The organism is Pseudomonas simiae (assembly GCF_900111895.1).
Taxonomy (GTDB): Bacteria; Pseudomonadota; Gammaproteobacteria; order Pseudomonadales; family Pseudomonadaceae; genus Aquipseudomonas; species Aquipseudomonas simiae.
In genome coordinates this window covers 28,382-48,263 of sequence record NZ_FOKB01000009.1, presented here as the reverse complement: position 1 = coordinate 48,263, position 19,882 = coordinate 28,382, and the positions used below count along the sequence as shown (strand labels likewise).

General features: G+C 61.9%; 20 protein-coding genes. 10 read left to right on the top strand and 10 right to left on the bottom strand.

What is annotated here, in order from left to right:
• Positions 1 to 29: 29 nt before the first annotated feature.
• The 6 genes from pbpC to BMZ57_RS23775 all read left to right on the top strand — a co-directional run bounded on the left by pbpC (position 30) and on the right by BMZ57_RS23775 (position 6,876).
• On the top strand, positions 30 to 2,342 hold the full coding sequence (gene pbpC, locus BMZ57_RS23800; protein WP_074900658.1) for a peptidoglycan glycosyltransferase PbpC: 2,313 nt from the start codon (positions 30 to 32) through the stop codon (positions 2,340 to 2,342).
• Between the two features lie 151 nt (positions 2,343 to 2,493).
• Positions 2,494 to 2,802 (top strand): MazG-like family protein, encoded by a 309-nt coding sequence (locus BMZ57_RS23795; RefSeq protein WP_010213473.1) that lies wholly within the window; start codon positions 2,494 to 2,496, stop codon positions 2,800 to 2,802.
• Positions 2,795 to 3,544: a methyltransferase gene (locus BMZ57_RS23790; RefSeq protein ID WP_010213471.1), complete on the top strand. Its 750-nt coding sequence runs from the start codon at positions 2,795 to 2,797 to the stop codon at positions 3,542 to 3,544. The genes BMZ57_RS23795 and BMZ57_RS23790 overlap by 8 nt, the downstream gene beginning before the upstream one ends.
• Positions 3,545 to 3,568: 24 nt before the next feature.
• Positions 3,569 to 4,171, top strand: coding sequence for a DUF4136 domain-containing protein (locus BMZ57_RS23785; protein WP_069672789.1), 603 nt, complete (start codon positions 3,569 to 3,571; stop codon positions 4,169 to 4,171).
• A gap of 45 nt (positions 4,172 to 4,216) precedes the next feature.
• The gene (locus BMZ57_RS23780; RefSeq protein WP_010213466.1) at positions 4,217 to 4,774 is read left to right on the top strand and encodes a DUF4136 domain-containing protein; all 558 of its coding nucleotides are present in this window, start codon (positions 4,217 to 4,219) and stop codon (positions 4,772 to 4,774) included.
• Between the two features lie 155 nt (positions 4,775 to 4,929).
• The gene (locus BMZ57_RS23775; protein WP_045791339.1) at positions 4,930 to 6,876 is read left to right on the top strand and encodes a pilus assembly protein TadG-related protein; all 1,947 of its coding nucleotides are present in this window, start codon (positions 4,930 to 4,932) and stop codon (positions 6,874 to 6,876) included.
• Here the strand turns inward: BMZ57_RS23775 and BMZ57_RS23770 are convergent.
• Together BMZ57_RS23770 and BMZ57_RS23765 are read right to left on the bottom strand one after the other, a co-directional pair.
• The gene (locus BMZ57_RS23770; protein ID WP_045791338.1) at positions 6,873 to 9,599 is read right to left on the bottom strand and encodes a PAS domain-containing sensor histidine kinase; all 2,727 of its coding nucleotides are present in this window, start codon (positions 9,597 to 9,599) and stop codon (positions 6,873 to 6,875) included. The genes BMZ57_RS23775 and BMZ57_RS23770 overlap by 4 nt on opposite strands.
• Positions 9,596 to 10,039: a TadE/TadG family type IV pilus assembly protein gene (locus BMZ57_RS23765; RefSeq protein WP_042570895.1), complete on the bottom strand. Its 444-nt coding sequence runs from the start codon at positions 10,037 to 10,039 to the stop codon at positions 9,596 to 9,598. Before BMZ57_RS23765 ends, BMZ57_RS23770 begins: the two co-directional genes overlap by 4 nt.
• A gap of 72 nt (positions 10,040 to 10,111) precedes the next feature.
• Here BMZ57_RS23765 and BMZ57_RS23760 point away from each other — a divergent pair, with 72 nt between their 5' ends.
• Together BMZ57_RS23760 and BMZ57_RS23755 are read left to right on the top strand one after the other, a co-directional pair.
• Positions 10,112 to 10,561, top strand: a complete 450-nt coding sequence (locus tag BMZ57_RS23760; RefSeq protein WP_010213455.1) for a prepilin peptidase — start codon at positions 10,112 to 10,114, stop codon at positions 10,559 to 10,561.
• A gap of 125 nt (positions 10,562 to 10,686) precedes the next feature.
• On the top strand, positions 10,687 to 11,475 hold the full coding sequence (locus BMZ57_RS23755; protein WP_069672788.1) for a response regulator transcription factor: 789 nt from the start codon (positions 10,687 to 10,689) through the stop codon (positions 11,473 to 11,475).
• On the opposite strand, the gene BMZ57_RS23750 is transcribed toward BMZ57_RS23755, so the two are convergent.
• The 8 genes from BMZ57_RS23750 to cpaB are packed head-to-tail and all read right to left on the bottom strand — an operon-like array spanning position 11,472 to position 18,893.
• Positions 11,472 to 11,744, bottom strand: a complete 273-nt coding sequence (locus tag BMZ57_RS23750; RefSeq protein WP_042570896.1) for a DUF3613 domain-containing protein — start codon at positions 11,742 to 11,744, stop codon at positions 11,472 to 11,474. The genes BMZ57_RS23755 and BMZ57_RS23750 overlap by 4 nt on opposite strands.
• Before the next feature lie 10 nt (positions 11,745 to 11,754).
• Positions 11,755 to 12,465: a tetratricopeptide repeat protein gene (locus BMZ57_RS23745; protein WP_042570897.1), complete on the bottom strand. Its 711-nt coding sequence runs from the start codon at positions 12,463 to 12,465 to the stop codon at positions 11,755 to 11,757.
• A gap of 10 nt (positions 12,466 to 12,475) precedes the next feature.
• Positions 12,476 to 13,363: a type II secretion system F family protein gene (locus tag BMZ57_RS23740; RefSeq protein WP_010213450.1), complete on the bottom strand. Its 888-nt coding sequence runs from the start codon at positions 13,361 to 13,363 to the stop codon at positions 12,476 to 12,478.
• A gap of 1 nt (position 13,364) precedes the next feature.
• Positions 13,365 to 14,246, bottom strand: a complete 882-nt coding sequence (locus tag BMZ57_RS23735; RefSeq protein ID WP_010213449.1) for a type II secretion system F family protein — start codon at positions 14,244 to 14,246, stop codon at positions 13,365 to 13,367.
• Between the two features lie 10 nt (positions 14,247 to 14,256).
• Complete coding sequence (locus BMZ57_RS23730) at positions 14,257 to 15,528, bottom strand: TadA family conjugal transfer-associated ATPase (RefSeq protein WP_021493204.1); 1,272 nt, start codon at positions 15,526 to 15,528, stop codon at positions 14,257 to 14,259.
• Positions 15,525 to 16,718 carry a CpaE/TadZ family protein gene (locus BMZ57_RS23725; protein ID WP_069672787.1) on the bottom strand — a complete coding sequence of 398 codons (1,194 nt, stop codon included), beginning with the start codon at positions 16,716 to 16,718 and terminating at the stop codon, positions 15,525 to 15,527. Before BMZ57_RS23725 ends, BMZ57_RS23730 begins: the two co-directional genes overlap by 4 nt.
• Complete coding sequence (locus BMZ57_RS23720; protein WP_047544000.1) at positions 16,715 to 17,932, bottom strand: type II and III secretion system protein family protein; 1,218 nt, start codon at positions 17,930 to 17,932, stop codon at positions 16,715 to 16,717. The genes BMZ57_RS23725 and BMZ57_RS23720 overlap by 4 nt, the downstream gene beginning before the upstream one ends.
• A 19-nt stretch (positions 17,933 to 17,951) precedes the next feature.
• Positions 17,952 to 18,893, bottom strand: a complete 942-nt coding sequence (gene cpaB / locus BMZ57_RS23715; protein ID WP_069672786.1) for a Flp pilus assembly protein CpaB — start codon at positions 18,891 to 18,893, stop codon at positions 17,952 to 17,954.
• Positions 18,894 to 19,225: 332 nt separating this feature from the next.
• Here cpaB and BMZ57_RS23710 point away from each other — a divergent pair, with 332 nt between their 5' ends.
• Together BMZ57_RS23710 and BMZ57_RS23705 are read left to right on the top strand one after the other, a co-directional pair.
• The gene (locus BMZ57_RS23710; RefSeq protein ID WP_010213444.1) at positions 19,226 to 19,417 is read left to right on the top strand and encodes a Flp family type IVb pilin; all 192 of its coding nucleotides are present in this window, start codon (positions 19,226 to 19,228) and stop codon (positions 19,415 to 19,417) included.
• Positions 19,418 to 19,475: 58 nt separating this feature from the next.
• Positions 19,476 to 19,880 (top strand): response regulator, encoded by a 405-nt coding sequence (locus BMZ57_RS23705; protein ID WP_010213443.1) that lies wholly within the window; start codon positions 19,476 to 19,478, stop codon positions 19,878 to 19,880.
• The last annotated feature ends 2 nt before the right edge of the window (positions 19,881 to 19,882 follow it).

Here is a 19,882-nt window from a genome sequence, read left to right as displayed (position 1 = left end):
TCATTTGCGGGTGTACGCTCCCACATTTACTGCGCTGGGCTTTGGGGGCAGTGGTGTTGGTGGTGGTGTTGTTGTGGGGGGCGGATCGGGTTTGGCCGTTGCCGTTGCCTCAGGATGACCTGGCGCGAGTGGTGCTGGCCGAGGATGGCACGCCGTTGTGGCGTTTTGCCGATGCCAATGGCGTGTGGCGCTACCCGGTACAGACCCACGAAGTGTCACCGTATTACCTGGACGCATTGCTCACCTATGAAGACCGTTGGTTCTACCAGCACCCTGGCGTGAACCCGCTGGCGCTGGCGCGGGCGACCTGGCAGAACCTTACCGGCGCGCGCGTGGTGTCGGGGGGCAGCACCTTGTCGATGCAGGTGGCGCGGTTACTGGATCCGCATTCGCGCACCTTTCATGGCAAGTTGCGTCAGCTGTGGCGCACGGCGCAGTTGGAATGGCACCTGTCCAAGGCAGAAATCCTTAACCTCTACCTGAACCGCGCGCCGTTTGGCGGCACGTTGCAGGGCGTGGCGGCGGCCAGTTGGGCATACCTGGGCAAATCCCCTTCGCAACTGACTCACGCCGAAGCGGCCTTGCTGGCCGTACTGCCCCAGGCGCCCAGTCGCTTACGCCCGGATCGCCATCCCCAGCGCGCCCAGGAAGCCCGCGACAAGGTGCTGCGGCGCCTCGCGGAGTTCCAGGTGTGGCCACAGTCGGTCGTCGATGAAGCCCTGGAAGAACCGTTGCTGCTCGCCCCACGCCTGGAACCGAGCCTGGCGCCGTTGCTCGCGCGCCGCCTGAATCGCCCCGACAGCCCGCCGCTGATCCGCACCACCCTGGATGCCACGTTGCAACGCCGTCTTGAAGACTTGCTGCTGGGTTGGCGCGCGCGTCTGCCGGAACATACTTCCGCCGCCATCCTGGTGGTGGAAGAGGAAAGCATGGCCGTGCGCGCCTACCTGGGGTCGGTGGACATCAACGATGCCAAGCGCTTCGGCCATGTAGACATGATCAGCGCCTTGCGTTCGCCGGGATCCACCCTGAAGCCGTTCCTCTACGGCATGGCCCTGGATGACGGGTTGATCCACTCCGAATCCTTGTTGCAGGACGTGCCCCGGCGTTATGGCGATTACCGGCCGGGCAACTTCTCCATGGGCTTTACCGGCGCGGTACCGGCGAGTACGGCGCTGTCCAGTTCGCTCAACCTGCCGGCGGTGCAGTTGCTGGAAGCCTATGGGCCCAAGCGCTTTGCCGCCGAAATGCGCATCGGCGGCGTGCCTCTGGCGCTGCCGGCGTTGGCCGAACCGAACCTGGCGCTGATTCTGGGCGGTGCAGGCAGTCGTCTCGAAGACCTGGTGAGTGGCTACAGCGCCTTCGCCCGGGACGGCAAGAGCGCGACCCTCCGATTACAGCCGGACGATACGCTGAGGGAACGGCCCTTACTGTCGCCAGGGTCCGCCTGGATCGTGCGGCGCATCCTCAGCGGCCAGGCGCGGCCCGACCGCGACCCGCGTGCCGAGCTGGTGCAGCGCCCTGTACTGGCCTGGAAAACCGGCACCAGCTATGGTTTTCGCGATGCCTGGGCAATCGGCGTGGGCCCGCGCTATTTGATCGGTGTGTGGATCGGCCGCCCTGACGGCACGCCAGTGCCGGGCCAGTTCGGCCTGGCCTCGGCAGCGCCGTTGATGTTGCAAGTGCACGACGTGCTGACCAACCGTGACAGTCAGCGCGGCATCAGCGCCCCCGTCAAGCCGGTGCCGGCCAATGTCGGCGTGGCGGCGATCTGTTGGCCGCTGGGCCAGCCCATGAGCCGCAGCGATCCCAATTGCCGCCGCCAGCGTTTTGCCTGGACCCTGGATAACACCACGCCGCCGACGTTGCAGGCACTGGACCAGCCGTTGAGCGTGGGGTTGATGGAAAGCGTTTGGGTCAATGCCAAGGGCTTGCGGGTCGACGCCCATTGCCCTGGCGCCGAGCTGAAAAACATCGCCCTGTGGCCCGCGCCCCTGGAACCCTGGCTGCCACGGGTCGAGCGCCGCGAAGCACGCATCCCGGCCGCCGACCCCGATTGCCCGCCACCGGCGTTGGCCGCGTCGTCACCGCTGTCGATTGTCGGCGTGCGCGAAGGCGACCAACTGCGCCTGCCCGCCGCCAGCCAACAGGCCCTGCGCCTGAAAATCTCCGCCTTGGGAGGGAGCGGGCGGCGCTGGTGGTTCCTCAACGGCGCGCCACTGGGCGACAGCGCCAACCAGGACTTCATCAACGCCAGCTTCGAACACCTGGGCCGCTACCAACTCAGCGTCCTCGACGAAGCCGGCCAGACCGCCCGCCTAGAATTCAGCGTCATCGACTAGAGCCTTATCGCAGGCAAGCCTACCTTTTGATTTGCAAACCCATTCCAATGTGGGAGCGGGCCTGCCTGCGAAGGCGTCCTCAAGCACACCAGAGATTCACTTGCCTTAACCGCCAATCCCCCCGAAGCTACCCACCTTCAGGAGCCCCCGCATGAACCTCGAACACCTCACCGAACGCCTGCACCGCATTCGCGATACAAATAATTGGAAACAATTCCACAGCCCGAAAAACCTGGCCATGGCCGCCAGCGTGGAAATGGCCGAACTGGTGGAAATCTTCCAATGGCTGACCGAAGACCAGTCGCGTCAATTGCCAGCCGACAAACTCGCCCATGCCGGACAGGAAGTCGGCGATATCGTGCTGTACCTGCTGTTGCTGTGCAGCGAGCTGGGCCTGGACATGAACGAAGTGGTGCGCGCCAAGTTGGCCGACAGCGAACGGCGGTTTGCCCATGAGTGATCGTCATTTCGACCAACTCGCCACGCGTTTCGCCGAGAAAATCTACGGCGGTGCCAAAGGCGCGATTCGCCTCGCGGTGCTCCAGGCCGACCTGACCGAAGCGCTGCCCAAACGCCCCTTGCGCGTGCTGGATATCGGCGCAGGCCTGGGCCATATGTCGCTGTGGCTAGCCGAACAAGGCCATGAGGTCACGCTGGCCGAGCCTGCCGAGCCGATGCTCGAAGGCGCCCGCCAACGCTTCGCCGACGCAGGGCAGACCGCCACCTTTATTCATGCGCCCTGGCAAGACCTGCTTGGCCAACTCACCGAGCCCTATGACTTGGTGCTGTGCCACGCGGTGCTGGAATGGCTGGCCGAACCCCATGCGATCCTGCCGGTGCTGCACCAGCTCACGGTGCCGGGCGGCTGGCTGTCGCTGGCGTTCTACAACCGCGATGCGCTGATTTACCGCAACCTGCTCAAAGGCCACTTCCGCAAAATGCGTAAGAACGACATGGCCGGCGAAAAACAGAGCCTTACGCCGCAACAACCTCTCGATCCACGTGAGCTGGCGGCGCAACTCGAAGGCCTTTGGCAGGTCGAAAGCCAAAGTGGCGTGCGGGTGTTCCACGACTATATGCCAGTGGAGTTCCAGGCCCGCGCCGATTTGCAGGACCTTTTGGAGATGGAACTCGCTCACCGTCGTCACCCAAGCTTTGCCGGACTTGGGCGTTATTTACACTGGATCTGCCGTCCGGTTTAAGCGGCCCAGTCTGCGGAGGTCGAAATGCGTCGTCTCTGTTTGATCCTGTTGTGTCTTGGTCTGGGCGCGTGTTCCAGCCCAAACCCCTATGTTGCCGCTTCGGCGCCGATTCCTCCAGCGCCGCCCCAGGCTGCCACCACCTTTGATGCCAGCGCCTACCCGGCGCCCGTGCGCGACTATGGCGCCTACCGTAATTGGGCCTGGCGCAACGGCCAGCTGCCGGCGGGCACGGCCTGGGCCGACTCGGCGCAGATTGCCGAAGCGGTCAGCGGTGCCCTTGACCAACGGGGGCTGCGCCCGTTGCACGATAATCGTCCGGCAGACCTCTTTGTCAGTGCCGATGTGCGCCTGGAGAAGCGCCTCAAGCAGGTCCAGGATGACTACGGCTACGGTTACGGCGGTTACAACCGCTATGGAAATGGGTACGGCATGTACAACTCGGTGCCGATCGTGCGCACCTATGAAGTGCAGGTCGTGGTGGTTCGCGTCAATCTGTTCGATGCCCGCACCGACCAGCCGGTGTGGAGTGCCAGCGCGGAAACCGGCAGCCAGGGAAGTCTCAGTGAGCGGGGAGATGCTTTGCGCCAGGCGGTGCAAAAGGCAATGACAGCGTATCCTCCCAGTTAACGGCTACTCCCATCTTCAGTGCGGCTCGCTCTTTGGAGAACAATCATGTTTCGTCGTATCGCTACGCTTGCAGTTGCAGTGCTGCTGGGCGGTTGCCAGACCAGCCAGGTCAACCACGATTTTGACCCCAGCCGGGATTTCGGCGCCTACCGCAGCTGGGCCTGGAAAGACCCGGCCCTGCAATACCGCCCGGATGACCCACGCATCAAGAGCGACCTCACCGAACAGCGCATCCGCCAGGCGGTGGGCGAACAACTCGACCAGCGCGGCCTGCGCCCAGCGGCGCCGGGTAGCAAGGCTGACGTGAACGTGCAGGCCTACCTGATCGTCGAAGACCGCCAGCAACAAGTCACCACCAATTACGGCGGCGCCTGGGGCGGCCCATGGAATGGCTATTGGGGCGCGCCGATGTACAACGAAACGCGCAACATCAGCTACAAAGTCGCCACCCTCCAGATCGACCTGCTCGACGGCAAGGATGGCAAGTTGGTGTGGCGCGGCAGCGACGAACAGATAATGGCCGCCTCGCCCAATCCCCAGGATCGTGACAAGGCCATTCGCAGCACCGTCACTCGCGTCCTCTCCAGCTACCCACCCCGCTAAAACCCGGCACAGATTCTATGTGGGAGTGAGCAAGCCCGCTCCCACATTGGAACGAGGTCAGCCAATAAATCTCTGTCAGTCATTCATCTGGCGACTGGCCAGCCCTTGTCTACACTCAACACCAACTAAGGAGAGTAAGCGCTAAGGAGTGCCTGATGTCTCCCCGACTTGGTTCCAGTCAGCGTGGTGCGATTGGCCTGATGGCAGCGGGCACCCTGGCGGTGGCCTTGGTGTTTATGTTGCTGGCGGTGGACAGCGGTCGCCTCTACCTGGAAAAGCGCAAGTTGCAATCTATCGCCGACACTTCGGCCCTCGAAGCCGCCAGCCGTGGCGGCCTGTGCACGCCCACCACCACCGCGAATGACTATGCCAAGGAAAACGCCGCCCGCAACGGCTTCACCGTGGTCGCCGGCGACAGCAGCCGTGGGCTGGCCGTGACCTGCGGCACATTGGCCAGCAATGCCAGCAATATCCGTGTGTTTACCGCAGACGCCACCAAAAACGACGCCGTGCGCGTGGTCGCGACCCGCACCGTGATGGCGAGTATCGCCAGTGGAATCTGGAGCCTGTTTGGCGGCGCGCCTGTGGCGGCGCAAACCGTCCTGACTGCAACGGCGGTGGCGGCTTCTGCACCGCCTGTGGCGCAGCTGACGATCCGCACCGCTCTGGCATCGGTGAACTCGGGTAACTCTCCACTCTTGAACATGGTCATCGGCAATCTGTTGGGCGGTAGCCTGTCGCTGACGGCCGCGGGCTGGAACGGGCTGTTGACGACGAACGTGAACCTGCTCAGCTATCTGGATCAGTTGGCGATTGAATTGAACGTAAAGGCGGGTGACTACGATGCGCTGCTGAGCACCGCCGTATCCGCCAGCCAGTTGCTCGACGCCGCCGTGAAGGTCCTGCAAAAAAACGGCGCGGTCGCCACGGCGGTCATCAACGATTTGATTACAGTGAAGGCCATCGCGCCGAATACCCAGCTTCTAAAGGTTGGAGACTTGCTGAAAGTCGCTACCGGAACGCCGGCGGCGGCCTTGAACACCAGTGTGCAGTTGTTTCAGTTGCTGGAGACCGTGGCGCAACTCTCCAGTAGCAAAAGTGCGGTCAGTGCCGCAGCCCAGGTGAATATTCCGCTGGTAGGCACCGTCTCGATCCAGACCAAAGTCATCGAGCCACCGCAACTGTCGGCGATTGGCAATCCGGCAAAGGCCAAGGCGGGGCTTTTGAATAATCCGCCGACGGATCAGATTGTTGTGCGAACTGCCCAGGTACGCACGTTGGTCAAGATTGACGCGCCGATCATCAAGGCAGTGTCTGGGGTTACATCGATTCTGACCGGGCTGGCGACGCCGGTATCCAAGGTGGTCGGTGGTTTGTTGAACTTGAATCTTCTCGATGTGGTGGCCGGTGTCGTGTGCTTAGTGGGCTGTAATGTCGCTGACGTGGATATCAACCAGACCTTATCCATCTATATCGAGGCGGCCAGTGCAGAGAGCCACGTGACAGACTTCAATTGCGCCACGCCGGCCACTAAGTCGTTGACGGTGCGAGCCACCACTTCACTCGCCACCTTGGGCGTTGGTTACGTTGAGCCGGTGTCGGCCTTTTCATCGTCTGCGGCGGTCAATGTGCAGCCGGTGCGGCTGATTGATTTTGGCCAGCGCTTTTGCCTGCTGACATTGGTGTGCGGTCCGCGTACTGCCGGCGTCGGTGGCGGCTTGAATCTGAGAGCGTTGTCCACCGTAGGCGCGCAAACCAATACGTTGGTGTTTTCTCCGGTAAATGACATCAACGCGGCAACGATCTACAAAAGCCCACCCGGCACTGCCGATATCCTGTTCAGCCTGGGAAATACCCTGAACGGTCTGCAGGTCACCTACGTACCGCCAAGCGGCAGCACACCCAACCCGGCGAACGGCACCGTTACCAATGCGCTGGCGACCATCATCAGCTCGGTGGTCGGCCTTGTCCAAAACGTCCTGGCGCCGATACTCGACCCCATCGTCAACACACTGCTCTCGGCGTTGGGCATCAGCCTCGGCAACGCCGAAGTCGGCGCCAACCTCAGTTGTCACATGGGCCGCGCCTACCTGGTGATCTAGCTGATCGGCAACTCCACACAAAACTTCGCGCCTTGCTCTGCATTGGCGACGCTCAGGCGTCCGCCCATGTTTTCCACAATCCCGTAGCTCACCGACAACCCCAGCCCCGTGCCCACGCCAATCGGCTTGGTGGTGAAGAACGGTTCGAAAATCCGCTCCAGTAACCGTGGGTCTATGCCGCCACCGTTGTCCTCCACCCAGATCCGCACATGCCGGCTGTCATGCTCGCAGTGCACCGCGATCCAGGGGCGGAACTCAGGGTCTTTTTGCCGCTTGCTCAACAGCGCATCGCGGGCATTGACCATCAGGTTGATCAGCACTTGCTCCAACTGGTCGACGTGACCTTTGACCTGCACCTTAAAATCCGCCGGCGTGATGCGCACGTCCACACCTTTGCCGCGCAAGCCGTCACCGAGCAGCGACAGGGTGCCTTCCACCGCCTGCGACGGGTCGAAGGGCTGTTGTTCGATTTCCGAGCGGCGGCCGAACACGCGCATATGGTCGACCACGCGCGCTGCGCGCTGCACCTGGGTGTCGATGCGTTGGAGTTTTTCGGTGAGGTAGTCGATTTGCGCATCGCCGTTGCTCAGGCGTTTGAGCACATTGACGATAGCCATGCGCATCACATTCAAGGGCTGGTTGATCTCATGGGCGAGGCCCGTGGCCATTTCGCCGAGGGTGGCCATCTTGGCGCTTTGGGTCAGTTGCTGTTGGGAGCGGCGCACTTCGGTGTTGTCGCGGCCCACGGCTTGTACTTCCACCAGCGCGCCCTGCTCGTCGAACACGCCCCGGTCCGACCACACCCACCAGGCATGTTCGCGCCCGGGCAGTTCCAGGCTGATTTCGGCGGTGCTGACCGGGAATTCAGGACTCAACTGGCCGATGCGGTGCGCAAAGGCCTGGCGCTGTTCGTCCGACAGCCAATCCCCCAGGTTCAGTCCTGGCAGTTGCTCGGGTGGGCATTCCAGGTAGTTGGCCAGCGGTGTGTTGCCGAACGTCAGGGTCAGGTCCGGGCGGTAGCGGCAGATCATCGCCGGGGAGTCCTCGACCAGGATGCGGTAGCGCTCTTCGCTTTGTTTGATGTGCTCGGCGGCCAAGGTTGCGTCGGTGACATCCAGCCAGAGCCCGACGGCTTCCAGCGGCAGTCCAAGGTCATCACGCAGCAACTTGGCTTCATCCAGCAGCCAGTGGTAATGGCCCTGTTTGTCGCGCAGGCGGTAGCGACTGCGCACGCTACCCTCGCGCAATAGCTGGCGACTGCGCTCGAAGTACAGCTCACGGTCCTGCGGGTGGATCAGCGATGCCAGGCTGTCGTGGTTGCAGTCGGCCAAGGTCCAGCCCAGCAGTGGCAACAGACTGTCGCTGAAAAACGCCGGGTGCAGGGCGCCGCTGACGTAGCGCTGCACATAGATCACCGCGGGGGAACTGGCGATGAGGTTATCGAGGCGCGCATGGGCGGCGGCGGCTTGCAGTTGCTGGTTCTTGATGTCGCTGATGTCGAGCATGAAGCCGATCCAGCGGCGGTTATCACCGACCCCCAGCACTTGGCCTTGCACGCGATACCAGAGGGGCTTTTGTTCGGCGTCGCTGCGTTGCAGGCGTACGCTGGTCAGCAGCGGTTTACCCAGGGCTTGCAGGTCGTGCAGGCGGCTGGTGAGTGCCTGGCGATCGGCGGGGTGGATCAGCGCCAGCCACTGACTCAGCGCCTGGCGGGTCGGGCTGTCTTCCAGGCTGAGGCTGTGCAGCAATTGCGGGGCGAGCTGGATCTCCTGAGTGGCTGGCAGCAGTTCCCACCAGCCGGTGCCGAGTAAACCTTGCAGGGCTTCCGTGCGTTCGAGCTGTTGGTGGTAGCGTTGTTCACGCAAGCGGCTCAGCAGTGGGGCGGCGAGGGCGGCCGTGAGGTTCAGCCAGTCCCGCTCGCTGGTGTGTTGTTGGCCACTGTAGAAGCCGCAGAGCAACCAGGCGGCGACACCCTGGCTGTCACGGTAGGGCACCAGGAACCCATCAGAGTTGCCGAAAATGCTGTGCAGTCGCGGGTTGTCGTCGCGCCCTTGGGCCAGGCTCAGTGGCGTGTTGCCGCTGGCACTGTCCAGGCTGGTGCCCAGGTGCTGGCCGGCCTGCCACAGGGCCGGGGCGTCGTGGGCCGCATACTGGTTGTAGACCCGCCAACCCTGGTCATCTGCATCGAGCAACGCCAGGGCCACACAGGGGATTCGCCAGCGCTGGGCGAGGCTGCGCAGGTGCTCGTTGAGCACCTCGGGCAGGCGGGTCAGGCTGCACACCCGCAATTGCTCGCTCATCTGGCAGGCCAGTTGATGGTTCTGCTCGCGGTGCTGGGCCAGTTGCCTGCCGGCCAGCAAGTCGCCAACGTCCTGCAGGCGCAGGTACCAGCCGTCCTCCTCGGGTTCGATCCAGCCACGCGTGTGCAGCACTTGGCCGGTAGCGCCCTGGAAGTCCAGGTCCAGGCTTTGGTGTTGCCAATCAGCCGGGCTGCCTTCAATGCTCAGGGCGCTGCTGGCGCACAGCAGTTCACGCAGCAGCGGGCGCGGGTCGCCCACCCTGTAGGGCGTCAGTTGCGGGCTCAGCGTGCCGCCAACGCTCAACACGTGTCCTTGAGGATCCAGGCGCAAGTGCAGCCCGGGGATGGGCACGCCGGGCGTATCGAGGTGCGGGGCGCTGGTGCGGCCGAGCAGGCGCCCGAAGAGCTTGTCTCCAGAGGTCAAAACTTGAGACTCGAACGGGCGGTCAAGTTGGCCGGCAGATTTGGGACGGGGCCTATGCCCGGTACCACCAGTGCCGGGAATACAGAGTAAAGGTTGGTGGTGGGGTAGGTGATCTCCACGGTCAGCGTGGTGCCGTCGTAGGTGGTGGTAATGAAGCTGGAGGAGAACTGAAAGCTGGACGGGATCCAGTTCAATTGGTTGATCACCGTGGTTTTGGCGCGGTCTTTGACCTGGGTGGAGTAAGCGGTGCCGGCGGCCACCGGGTCCACGGACAAGGCCTGGCGCACTCCCTCCGCCGCAGCCTGGTTGAACGACTGCATCAACAGCAGCGGCAGGCTGTAGCTGATCAACCCATAGAACACCGCAAAAAAGATCCCGAAGACCAGGGCGAACTCAATCGCCGCCGCACCTTTTTGCTTTCTAGGCAGGCCTGTTTTCATGACTGCGTCTACCCTGACGGCTACTACTTGATATCAGCATAGAATCAATCAGCGAAAAGGGATGTTTTTTACGTGATCCATGGCGTGGTGATACTGGTCTGGCTGGGGCTCTGTGCATTGCAGGATATGCGTCAACGGCAAATCGCCAATGGCTTGACCCTGGGGGTGGCGCTGCTGGCGTTGGCTTACTTGGTGTGGAACGGCGCTACCTGGCTGGGAGCGCCCGCCAGTGAGGGGGGCTGGGCCTTTGCCGTGGCGCTGCTGCTGACCTTGCCCGGCTATGCGCTGGGCCGTTTTGGCGCCGGGGACGTGAAGCTGCTGGCCGCCCTGGCCCTGGCCAGTACGTGGGATGCGTTGTTGTGGTCTTTGATTGGTGCTGCGGTGTTCCAAGGTGGCTGGGTGCTTATCCGTCAACGGCTTAGGGCGCGTCAGCACAATGGGCTTACTGCAGCGTCAACCAAGCAGCCTTTTGCCCCCTTTGTACTGACCGGGTTTGCGCTGTATTGGCTTTGGATTCATTAATCGCACAAGGTTTCTATCGCTATGTACATAGTCGGAAAGTAGGTCTACGTTTATTGCATAGATATGTAGGATTCTTCGCCAAAAGGATAGGCCAATCTTTTGGTTTGCCAGGCATGGAGTAGCGCGTGAACAAGCTTACCTCGGCGGTAAAAGTGCTCGTCGTCGACGATCAACCTTTGATTGTGGAAGAGCTCTGTGAATTTCTCGAAAGCAGTGGTTACCGGTGCGTCCCGTGTGGTTCCAGCCGGCAGGCGTTGCAGCGCTTCAGCGAAGACGCCGAAATCGGGCTGGTGTTGTGCGACCTGCATATGCCAGACATGGACGGCATCGAGTTGGTGCAAGCCATGCAAAAAGTGGCCGGTAAGGCTCGGGCGTTTGAGGCGATCATGCTCACCGGACGGGCCGACAAACAGGACGTGATCAAGGCCCTGCGCACGGGGATCTCGGATTACTACCAGAAGCCGATCAATCTCGACGAATTGCTTGAAGGTCTCCAGCGTCAGGAAGCGGCATTGGAAGAGCGGCAGAAAGAGCTGCAACTGGGGCACTTGAACCAGAAGCTGCAATACCTCTCGGAATCCATCAATGACCTGTACCAGGATCTCGACAAGGTGCGCCGCAGCCCTGGTGCGGGGGGGACGGATGATGGTGAGCTGGTCGCCGAAGACGCCGGGTCTGTGGAGGTTCCGACTATCTTCAACCAACTCTCACCGCGCCAGTTGGACGTAGCGCGCCTGGTAGGCAAAGGCCAGACCAATTACCAGATCGCTTGCGAACTGGGGATCACCGAAAACACGGTCAAACTATACGTGTCCCAGGTGTTGCGCCTGACCCATATGCATAACCGCACCCAACTGGCGCTGGCCCTTTCACCGAGCAACTCGGCGATGCGTCAGCGGGTGACGGCGCACTAGTTATTACTCCCTCCGCCCGGCGATTTCCCGCCGACATCCTGTTCAAAGAACTCGGGAATCGGGTGCTTGTAACTGTCCAGCCACCGCTGCAAGGACTGCTCCCGTTCCGCGGGTGTGGCCCTTTGCGGCGTCGGCGAAGCCACCGGCCCGTTGATCTGCAGGGCCATCCAGTTTTCCGTTTCCGCCTGCTGCGGGGACGACGGGCCCGGTTCGATGGCCATTGCGGCCAGCGGTAACAGCGCCAGGCCGATCAGGTAATGTGCTTTCATCGATCACTCCTTACTTGAGACTCACAGGCAGGGCATCGCGGACCGCCGCTACTTTGCGCGCCGCCGCGCCAGCGCCCTTGAGTTTTTCCGCGCGGGCCTGGGCATCGGTGAACTGCTCGCGGCTCAGACCCAACTGGCTGACGACCTTGGCCGCTTGCCCCCAGTCGTCTTGGTAGATCAACAGCGTTACCAGGTTGACGGCGGCCAACGGGTCGCCCTGCTTGAGTTCGATGGCCGTCATGAATTCAAAGCGCGCGTCTTCCAAGCGCAATTGGTTGAGGTACACCACGCCCAAGTCATTGCGGATCTTTTCGTCAGTGGGCGCCAGCTGCGCCGCCCGTTGCAGGTGGGTCATGGCCAGGGCGTTGTTGCCCTTGGCGGCCGCCAATTGCCCCAGGCCGTGCTCGCCTTCGGCAGTCATGCAGGTGCCGAGCAGGCTGCGGTACAACGGTTCGGCTTCGCTGCGCCCGAGCAGGCGGTAAGTGCGGGCCTTGCGTTGCCGCACCTGGGGCAAGCCGTCGGGCAGGCTTTGCAGGTTGGCCAGGCTGGCGTGCAACTTGCCTTCGTTGGCCAAATCATCGGACAGGTTGAGCGCCAGTTCCTGCTCCGAACTCGGCTTGGCGCAACTGCCCGGTGAGGTCAACGCTGCCCAGGGTGATTGGCCATTGGTGGCGCAGCCGCTGAGCATCAGCAGGGCCAGGCCGGCAATCAGTACTTTCATCAATGTCTCCTCAAAAGTGACTCAACGCGCGGGCGATGCCGATGAAGGCCGGGCCGCCAAGCACAATCAGCAAAGCGGGGAACAGAAACACCATCATCACCACCGACATTTTGGCCGACATCTTCGAGATGTATTCCTGCAGGCGGGTCAGGCGGCGGTCGTCAAGCAACTGCTTGAGGGCCAGCAAGGACTTCATCGCGCCGCCGCCCTGGTGGATCAACTGCTGGAGGATGATGCAGGTGTCGGTGAACTCATCCACTTCCAGCAAACGGGCGGTCTTGCCCAGCTCTTCGCCAAGCTCCAGCCCGGAATCGACCCGTGCCAGGATCAAGCGTAATTCGTGTGTCAGCGCGGGAAGCAGGCGCTGGGCTTCGTTGCTCAGTACGCGCAGCGACTGTTCAACCGCCATGCCGGACTCGAACAGAATGCGCAGCAGTGGAATGAAGGTTGAGACCTCTTTGGCGATGGTCTGCTGGCGATGCTTGGCGGCAGCGGCCAGCACACGTTTTGGCAGCAGGTAGCCAATGCCCAAAGCAAACATCGAGGCAATCCATACCGGGGTTGCGTGGGGGAAGAGCAGTTGCTGGCCGAGGAGGGTCAGGCCCAGTGACACGATAGGCGTACCGATCTGGAAGGCTGCGAACAACGAGCGCTGACTGGCTTTGCGCCAACCGACCCGGTTGAGCAGGGTCTGCGTCTCGTTGTCCAGACTGACCGAGCGCTGTGCCAGGGCGCTGCCGCCCAGCTGGCGCATAAGGCTGCCGAGCCGGTCTTCGCCGGCCATCCGCCCCTGCAAGCGTTCCGCCACTCGCCGTTCGCGCCGGCGGTTCTCGAGCAATTGGCCCCCCACCAATACCGCAGCGGCGAGGAGCAACAAGGCGCAGGCCAGAAGTGCCATCTCAGACACTCCTCAGCATGCGCCACATGACAAAGGTGCCGCCCAGGTCCATGGCCAGCGCGCTGAACAGCATGATGCGCCCCGTGTCGTCGTTCCACATGGTCATCAAGTAGCTGGGGTTGACCATCATGAAGTAACCCACGATCAGCACTGGCAAGCCGCCCAACACATACGCGGTCATGCGCGTTTCGCCAGTCATGGCCTTGAGTTGACGGGCGCCCTGTTCCCGCTCGCGAATCATTTTGATCAGGTTTTCCAGCAACTCGCTGGCGTTACCGCCATAGCGGTGATTGACCTTCAGGCCAAGTGCGAACAGGCGGAATTCGTCCTGTTCGTAGAACTCGGCGAAATCGCTGACTGAATCGGGCAGGCTCACCCCCATGCGCACGTTGCGCTGCACTCGTCCCATGGCGTCCTTGAGGGGCGCTTCGACGCCCTCGATCCCCCCCAGTACGGAGTCGGCCAGGGTTCTGCCGGATTTGAGGCTACGGACGCTGTGGTCCAACAACTGCGGCAATTGCTCAACCATACGCTGCACGCGGCGCTGATAACGCCAACTGATGTACACGCGAAGTAGCAGGGGTGGCCCAACGATCATCGCGATCAGGCCCAGCCCGTCCGCGAGCAGCCAGCCCAGCAGCACGCCGACCACCCAGGCGCTCAGCCACAAGCCCAGGCGGTCCGTGGGTTTGCCCAGCCCGGCGCGCTGGAACATGTGCTCAAGGCCGGTCCAGGTGGTACTCGGTTCCTGGGTCTCGGGCTGGCCGTCGCCGAGCCGTTCCAGCACGCGGTCCGTCCGGGCCTTGCGCAGGCCATGGTGAAACTGCCAGAACGACAGGGCGATCAGCAGCAGGCAGATAAGCAACAACACCGGTCCTGTCATCCAACGCTCCCTATGACTGCAAGGTCGATTCGCGGCGCAGTTTGTCGCCGGCCGGGTTGAGGGCTTCGCGCAGGAAACCGAAGCCGGTGCGCCGGTCGAGGCGGAACAGGGTATTGGTGACATACACGTCATCGCGCACGCCCACGACTTCGACCACCTCGCTCACACAGCGACGGCCATCGGGCATGCGTGTCAGTTGGATGATCACGTCCAGCGCGGCGCAGATCATCTGGCGCAGGGTTTTCTCCGCAATCACCCGGCCAGTCAGCCCCACCAGGGTTTCCAGGCGCAGCAACGCATCCTGGGCATTGTTGGCGTGCACGGTGCTCATGGAACCGTCGTGGCCGGTGTTCATTGCGGTCATTACATCGAGCACCTCCACACCGCGGATCTCGCCCAGGATGATGCGATCGGGGCGCATCCGCAGGGCGTTGCGGATCAGGTCGCTGGAACGTACCTCACCGTGGCCTTCGGCATTCGGCGGGCGGGTCTCCAGGCGAACTACATGGGGATGACCCAACTGCAGTTCGGCCACGTCTTCGATGGTCACCAGGCGTTCGTGGGGGTTGATCAACTGACTGAGAATGTTCAGCAACGTGGTCTTGCCGGTGCCGGTGCCGCCGCTGATCAGGATATTGCAGCGCTTGCCCACGGCCTCCTGGAAGAACTCGAAGATGCTCTGATCGATGGTTTGCATGGCGACCAGGTCGGTGCTTTTGAGCATGTCCTTGCGGAATTTTCGAATCGACAGGCAGGGCCCATCCAGGGCAATCGGCGGGATGATCGCATTGACCCGGCTGCCGTCGGGCAAGCGCGCATCCACCATCGGCGAGGACTCGTCCAGGCGTCGGCCCAGCGGTGCGAGGATGCGCTGCATCACGCGTTCGACGTGATGATCGTCAATGAAACGCAAGTCACTCTGGTGCAGCAGGCCGTCACGTTCGATAAACACCCGGTGTGGGCCGTTGACCAGGATCTCGGTCACCGACGGGTCACGCAGCAACACCTCAAGCGGGCCGAAACCGGTGAGTTCATCGACGATTTCTTCGGCCAGGCGTTCCATCTCATAGCGCGAAATCGCCAGGCGCATGCGTGTGATGTACTCGGAGACCTTGTCGATGACAAATTGCGCCAGGGATTGGCGAGTGCCTTCGAGCAGGTTCTTGCCCGACTCCTCGATGGCGTCAATGATGTAGCGATGCAACACCAGTTTGAGGCCGTCGTTATCGGTGCTGCCGCTTGTGCTGCGGGCGGGGCCGCCAAATAATTTTTCGCCGTTCATTGTCCTGATCCCAGGAGGCGTTCAAACCAACGCATTGACGGTTTTGCAAGCCCCTCAGAACGTTTAGCCAGGAGCTCACCCAACGTGCGCACGGCTTGGGTCAAGGGTTCGCGTGGGGCCAGGGCAAACAGGGGCTGGCCCTGGTTTTTCACATTAAGGCGCAATTCCGCGCTCAGGGGCAGTACGGCGATGCACGCAAGACCGAAGCTTTTTTCCAGGGCTTCGATGTCCGGTGCGCAGGCTTTGATGTAGCGGTCTACTACCAGTTTGGCATGATCAAGCTTCATGCCTTTTTCGCGCCAGCGATTGAGCACTGCGAGGTTGCGCCGGCAGTCCAGTACGCTCTGGTCGGTGCACCACAGCAGTTTGTCGCAGTGGCTGACAAAGGTGCGCAACGCTTCGCTGTCGGGCTGCCCGGTAATGTTCACGACGATATGCTGGAAATGTTGGCGCAGTGCGCTGAGCAGCATGAACAATTCGGCGGCGCTGGTCAGTTTGAGCGGTTCATCACCGGTGGCGTACGCCAGGATGCGCAAGCCGTCCAGCGCTGTGGTGAAGGCGCTGTTGATCAAGGTGGAATCGAGGCGGCGCAAATGCCTCAGCGCGTCGCCGAAATTGAACGTGCTTTCCAGGCCGAGCAGCGCCAGGCTGTCACTGCGTGGCAGGCCCAGGTCGAGCAGCAACGTTTGCTGCCCGCTTTTCTGCACCACCAAGGCCAGGTGCGTCGCCAGCATCGCTCCGTCGGCATTGCTCTGGGTGCCAAACAGCACGGTCAGGCCGCCCAGTTGCGCGCTGTGGGCGACGGCTGGCAAGCGCTTGCTTAGGCGTCGCACCAGGCCGGCCACTTCGCTTGAACGTGAGCCGTAGGCCACGAAGTCGCGGGCGCCGGCGCGCATGGCGTTCAGGACCAGCTGGTTATCCATGCCATCGCCCAGGGCAACCACGGCGAGCATCGGCTTGGCCTCCAGGGCACCTTCGATCAGTGCGCTCTGGGTCACGAGGTTCTCACGGTCCAGGCCCACGAATACCAGGTTGGCGAAGGTGACGTCGACCAGCGCGAGCAATTCGTCCAGGCTGCCGGTACCGGCGCTCACGACCTGGCCAAGGGGCGCCAGGGCGCCCTGCAGCCACTCCAGGTCAGTGGTGTTGCGGGTGATGGCGAGAAAGGTCTGGCTCAGGCTATCGCTCATTGGGAAAGTCCACTACGGCGGTCGAAATTGCCGTTTTCCAGGAAAAACAACCGGTACCAGTTCGGGTCGTAGCTGCGCAGTTTTTCGCCGGGCAAGGACGGCAGTTGGGCGTTGGCGGCCAATGGCTGTACCAGGTGCGGTGTGACGATCATCAACAGCTCTTTTTCTTCGCGGCTGATATTGGAGTCGCGGAAAAACGCCCCGAGGATCGGGATATCGCCCAGCCCTGGAAACTTGTTGATGGTGGAGCGGTTGTTGCTGCTGATCAGGCCGCTGATCACAAAGCTTTCACCATCGGCCAGGGACACGCTGGTGTCGGTACGGCGCACCGTCAGGGCCGGCACCTGGATGCCTTGGATCTGCACGGCGTTGCTGTAGTCCAGCTCGCTGACTTCGGGTGCGACCTTGAGGGAGATGCGGTTGCGGTCAATCACTGTCGGCGTCAGCGTCAGGCGAATGCCGAACTCCTTGTATTCGATGGAGATCGTGTCGCTGCCTGCGCTGGGCACCGGGATCGGCACCTCGCCGCCAGCCAGGAAGGAAGCACTCTGGCCGCTCATGGCCACCAGGCTGGGACGTGCCAGGGTATAGGCGAAACCACTGCGCTCCAGCGCGTTGATCATGGCTTTGACCCGACCGCCACCGAAACCGACGTTGAAGCCTTCAGTGTTTACCGGCAGCTTGAAAACGCCTTCCGAAGGGGACAGCAGGTTGGGGCTGCCGAAGAAAAAGTTTGCGCCTGAGCCCAAAAGTCGGGTGCTGGCTTCCTTGAGCTTGGTACGGCTGACCTCGACAAAGCGAATATCGGTTTGCACCTGGCTGGGCAGCAGAGGGTCTTCCGACGGCGACAGCGACAGGCTGGTCAGCGCCGAGGTGGCCTTGCCCTTGACGAACACCATGCTCTGGCGCGGTGAACGGGCGCAGGCGGTCCACACCAACAGGCTGGTGGCGCCGGACGAGACGCCGGTCAGCAGGAAATTACGGTCGCCATTCACGCGCACATCGGCGATTTTCGGGTCGCCGATGGCCAGCCGGGTGATGGCCACGGGCGATTGCAGCTCTTGTTGCAGACCTTCTCCTACCTCGACCACGGCAGGCAACTGACCCAGGGCGCTGCAATTGCCTGGCGCCGCCAAGGCCACGCCGAGCGGCAGGCTCGACAGCAGGAAGGCCCAGGCCATTTGCGTGAACACGGGTGCGTAGCGCTGGCTCATTCAAGGCATCCTTGTTCGATTACGGGGTGAGGGGAGCCGCCTGGGCACCGCGAATGACTTCAATGCCACGCCGAACGCCAGGCTCACTTGCGGCGGACGTGACTCGCTTGGGCGGCCCGGTCAGGGCCAGTTGCGTGAATTGGTAGAGGTCGCGGTTGGCGCTTTCCAGCCTTTGTGATGCGTCGCTTTCGCCGGCCCAGTAGCGGCTGAGCAGTTGCTCCTCGGCGCTGCGTACGGCCAGGCGCAACGTGCCTGCTTGGGCGGCGAGCATCAGGCGGCTCAATAGCGGCTCCGGCACCGCCAGCACCACGGTGCGCGCGGCGGCCCGACGTTGTGCTGCCTGGGCGCGTTCTTCGACCGTGGCCGGCGGTGGCACCGCGGGGGTGCCATCGCTGGCCAGGCCCAACTGGTCGCCAACGCTGAGCAGGCGCATCGCTGGAAGGACGATCTGAGCTGACTGTTCGGCGTTGCTGGCATCCTGGCGCAGGAACAGCAATACATCCACGTAGTCCCCGGGGGTCAATTGGCCTCCGGCGCCGCTCACCTCATCCACCGCCACGGCCAGTGCCCGCTCGTTCGGGCGAATCATGCGAGCGAGCGGACCGCCGCTGCTGAAGCTTTCTTCGGTGAGCCAAGTGCCCGCCCCCAAGGTGCGAAGGGGGATACGACCGATGGCTTGGTCAAGCTGGGACAGGCTGCCGGCGGGTACGGTACGCAGTTTTTCTATGGCCAGGTCAGCGGCGGTCAGTGGCGTAAAGGCGGACACTTCGTGCACCAGCACCACCACCGGTTGGCGGGTCTGGTCTTCAACGGCAGCGACGGTGTTATCCACGGAAACGACAGGTGCAACGGGGGCGGCGACGGGCTCCGGTGCGCGGCTCAATACAAGCCCCCAGTACCCGGCGATCAATGCCCCAATCAGCAACAAGCCGGCCAGGACCATGCTGATGCGACTGTTCATGACGGCTCTCCCTTTCCCCGTTGCACTGCATGCCCGTTTAATCCAATCGGGTTAATCCGCAACCTGGCTGTAATGAACATCTAACGATTTGGCTATTTGAAGGTAGCTCAGCTAGGACAAAATGCCATTAACCCGGAAAAAAATTATCTGAACTGGAAGCGCAACCGTTTAAAGGCCGGGGTCATTGCGTCAACTTTGCGACTAATACTTTGTGATTAATCCGTTCTTACAGTTGTGAGCCCGAGGTTTGTTGACAATGCTCTAACGGCACGCCGCGATCATCTGGTACTAGAGCCGTTCCGGCTTTTAAAGGCGTTTTAGGGAGAAGTCTCATGTTCCTTGAGCTGATGTTGAAGATGTATGTCCAGACCCAACTCTTTTTTCAACGTAAAGATGGCGCGTCGGGTATTGAGTACGCGATTATCGTGGCAATGGTTGCACTGGTGATCGTGGGGGCCGGTACAGGGCTTGGAGATAAGATCAAGTCTATCTTCGATAGCGTCGCGACTAAAATGACGACGTGAACGCCCCTTTGTACATGTGGAAACTGCCTATCAAAGTTCTTTCTGTTCAGGTACAGCCATGAGCGCCTCTTCGCCTAACCGCCAGCAAATTCTTTTGGTGGACGACGAAGAGGACGCCCTGATCGAACTTGCCGAGTCCCTTGAAAATGAGGGGTTTGTCTGTTTTACCGCCACCTCCGTCACCTTCGCCCTGCAAGAATTGACACTCCACCCCGATATTGCCCTGGTCATCACCGACCTGCGTATGCCCGAAGAAAGCGGCATCTCCTTGATCAAACGCCTGCGTGAGCACACCTCACGTTCTCACCTGCCAGTGATTGTGATGTCCGGTCATGCCGAGATGGATGACGTGAGCGATATGCTGCGCTTGCAGGTGCTGGACTTGTTTCGCAAGCCGATCTACCTGGTGCGGTTGATTGATACGCTGAACAACCTGTTTCCCCTGCCGAAATCCAGGCTGTAGGC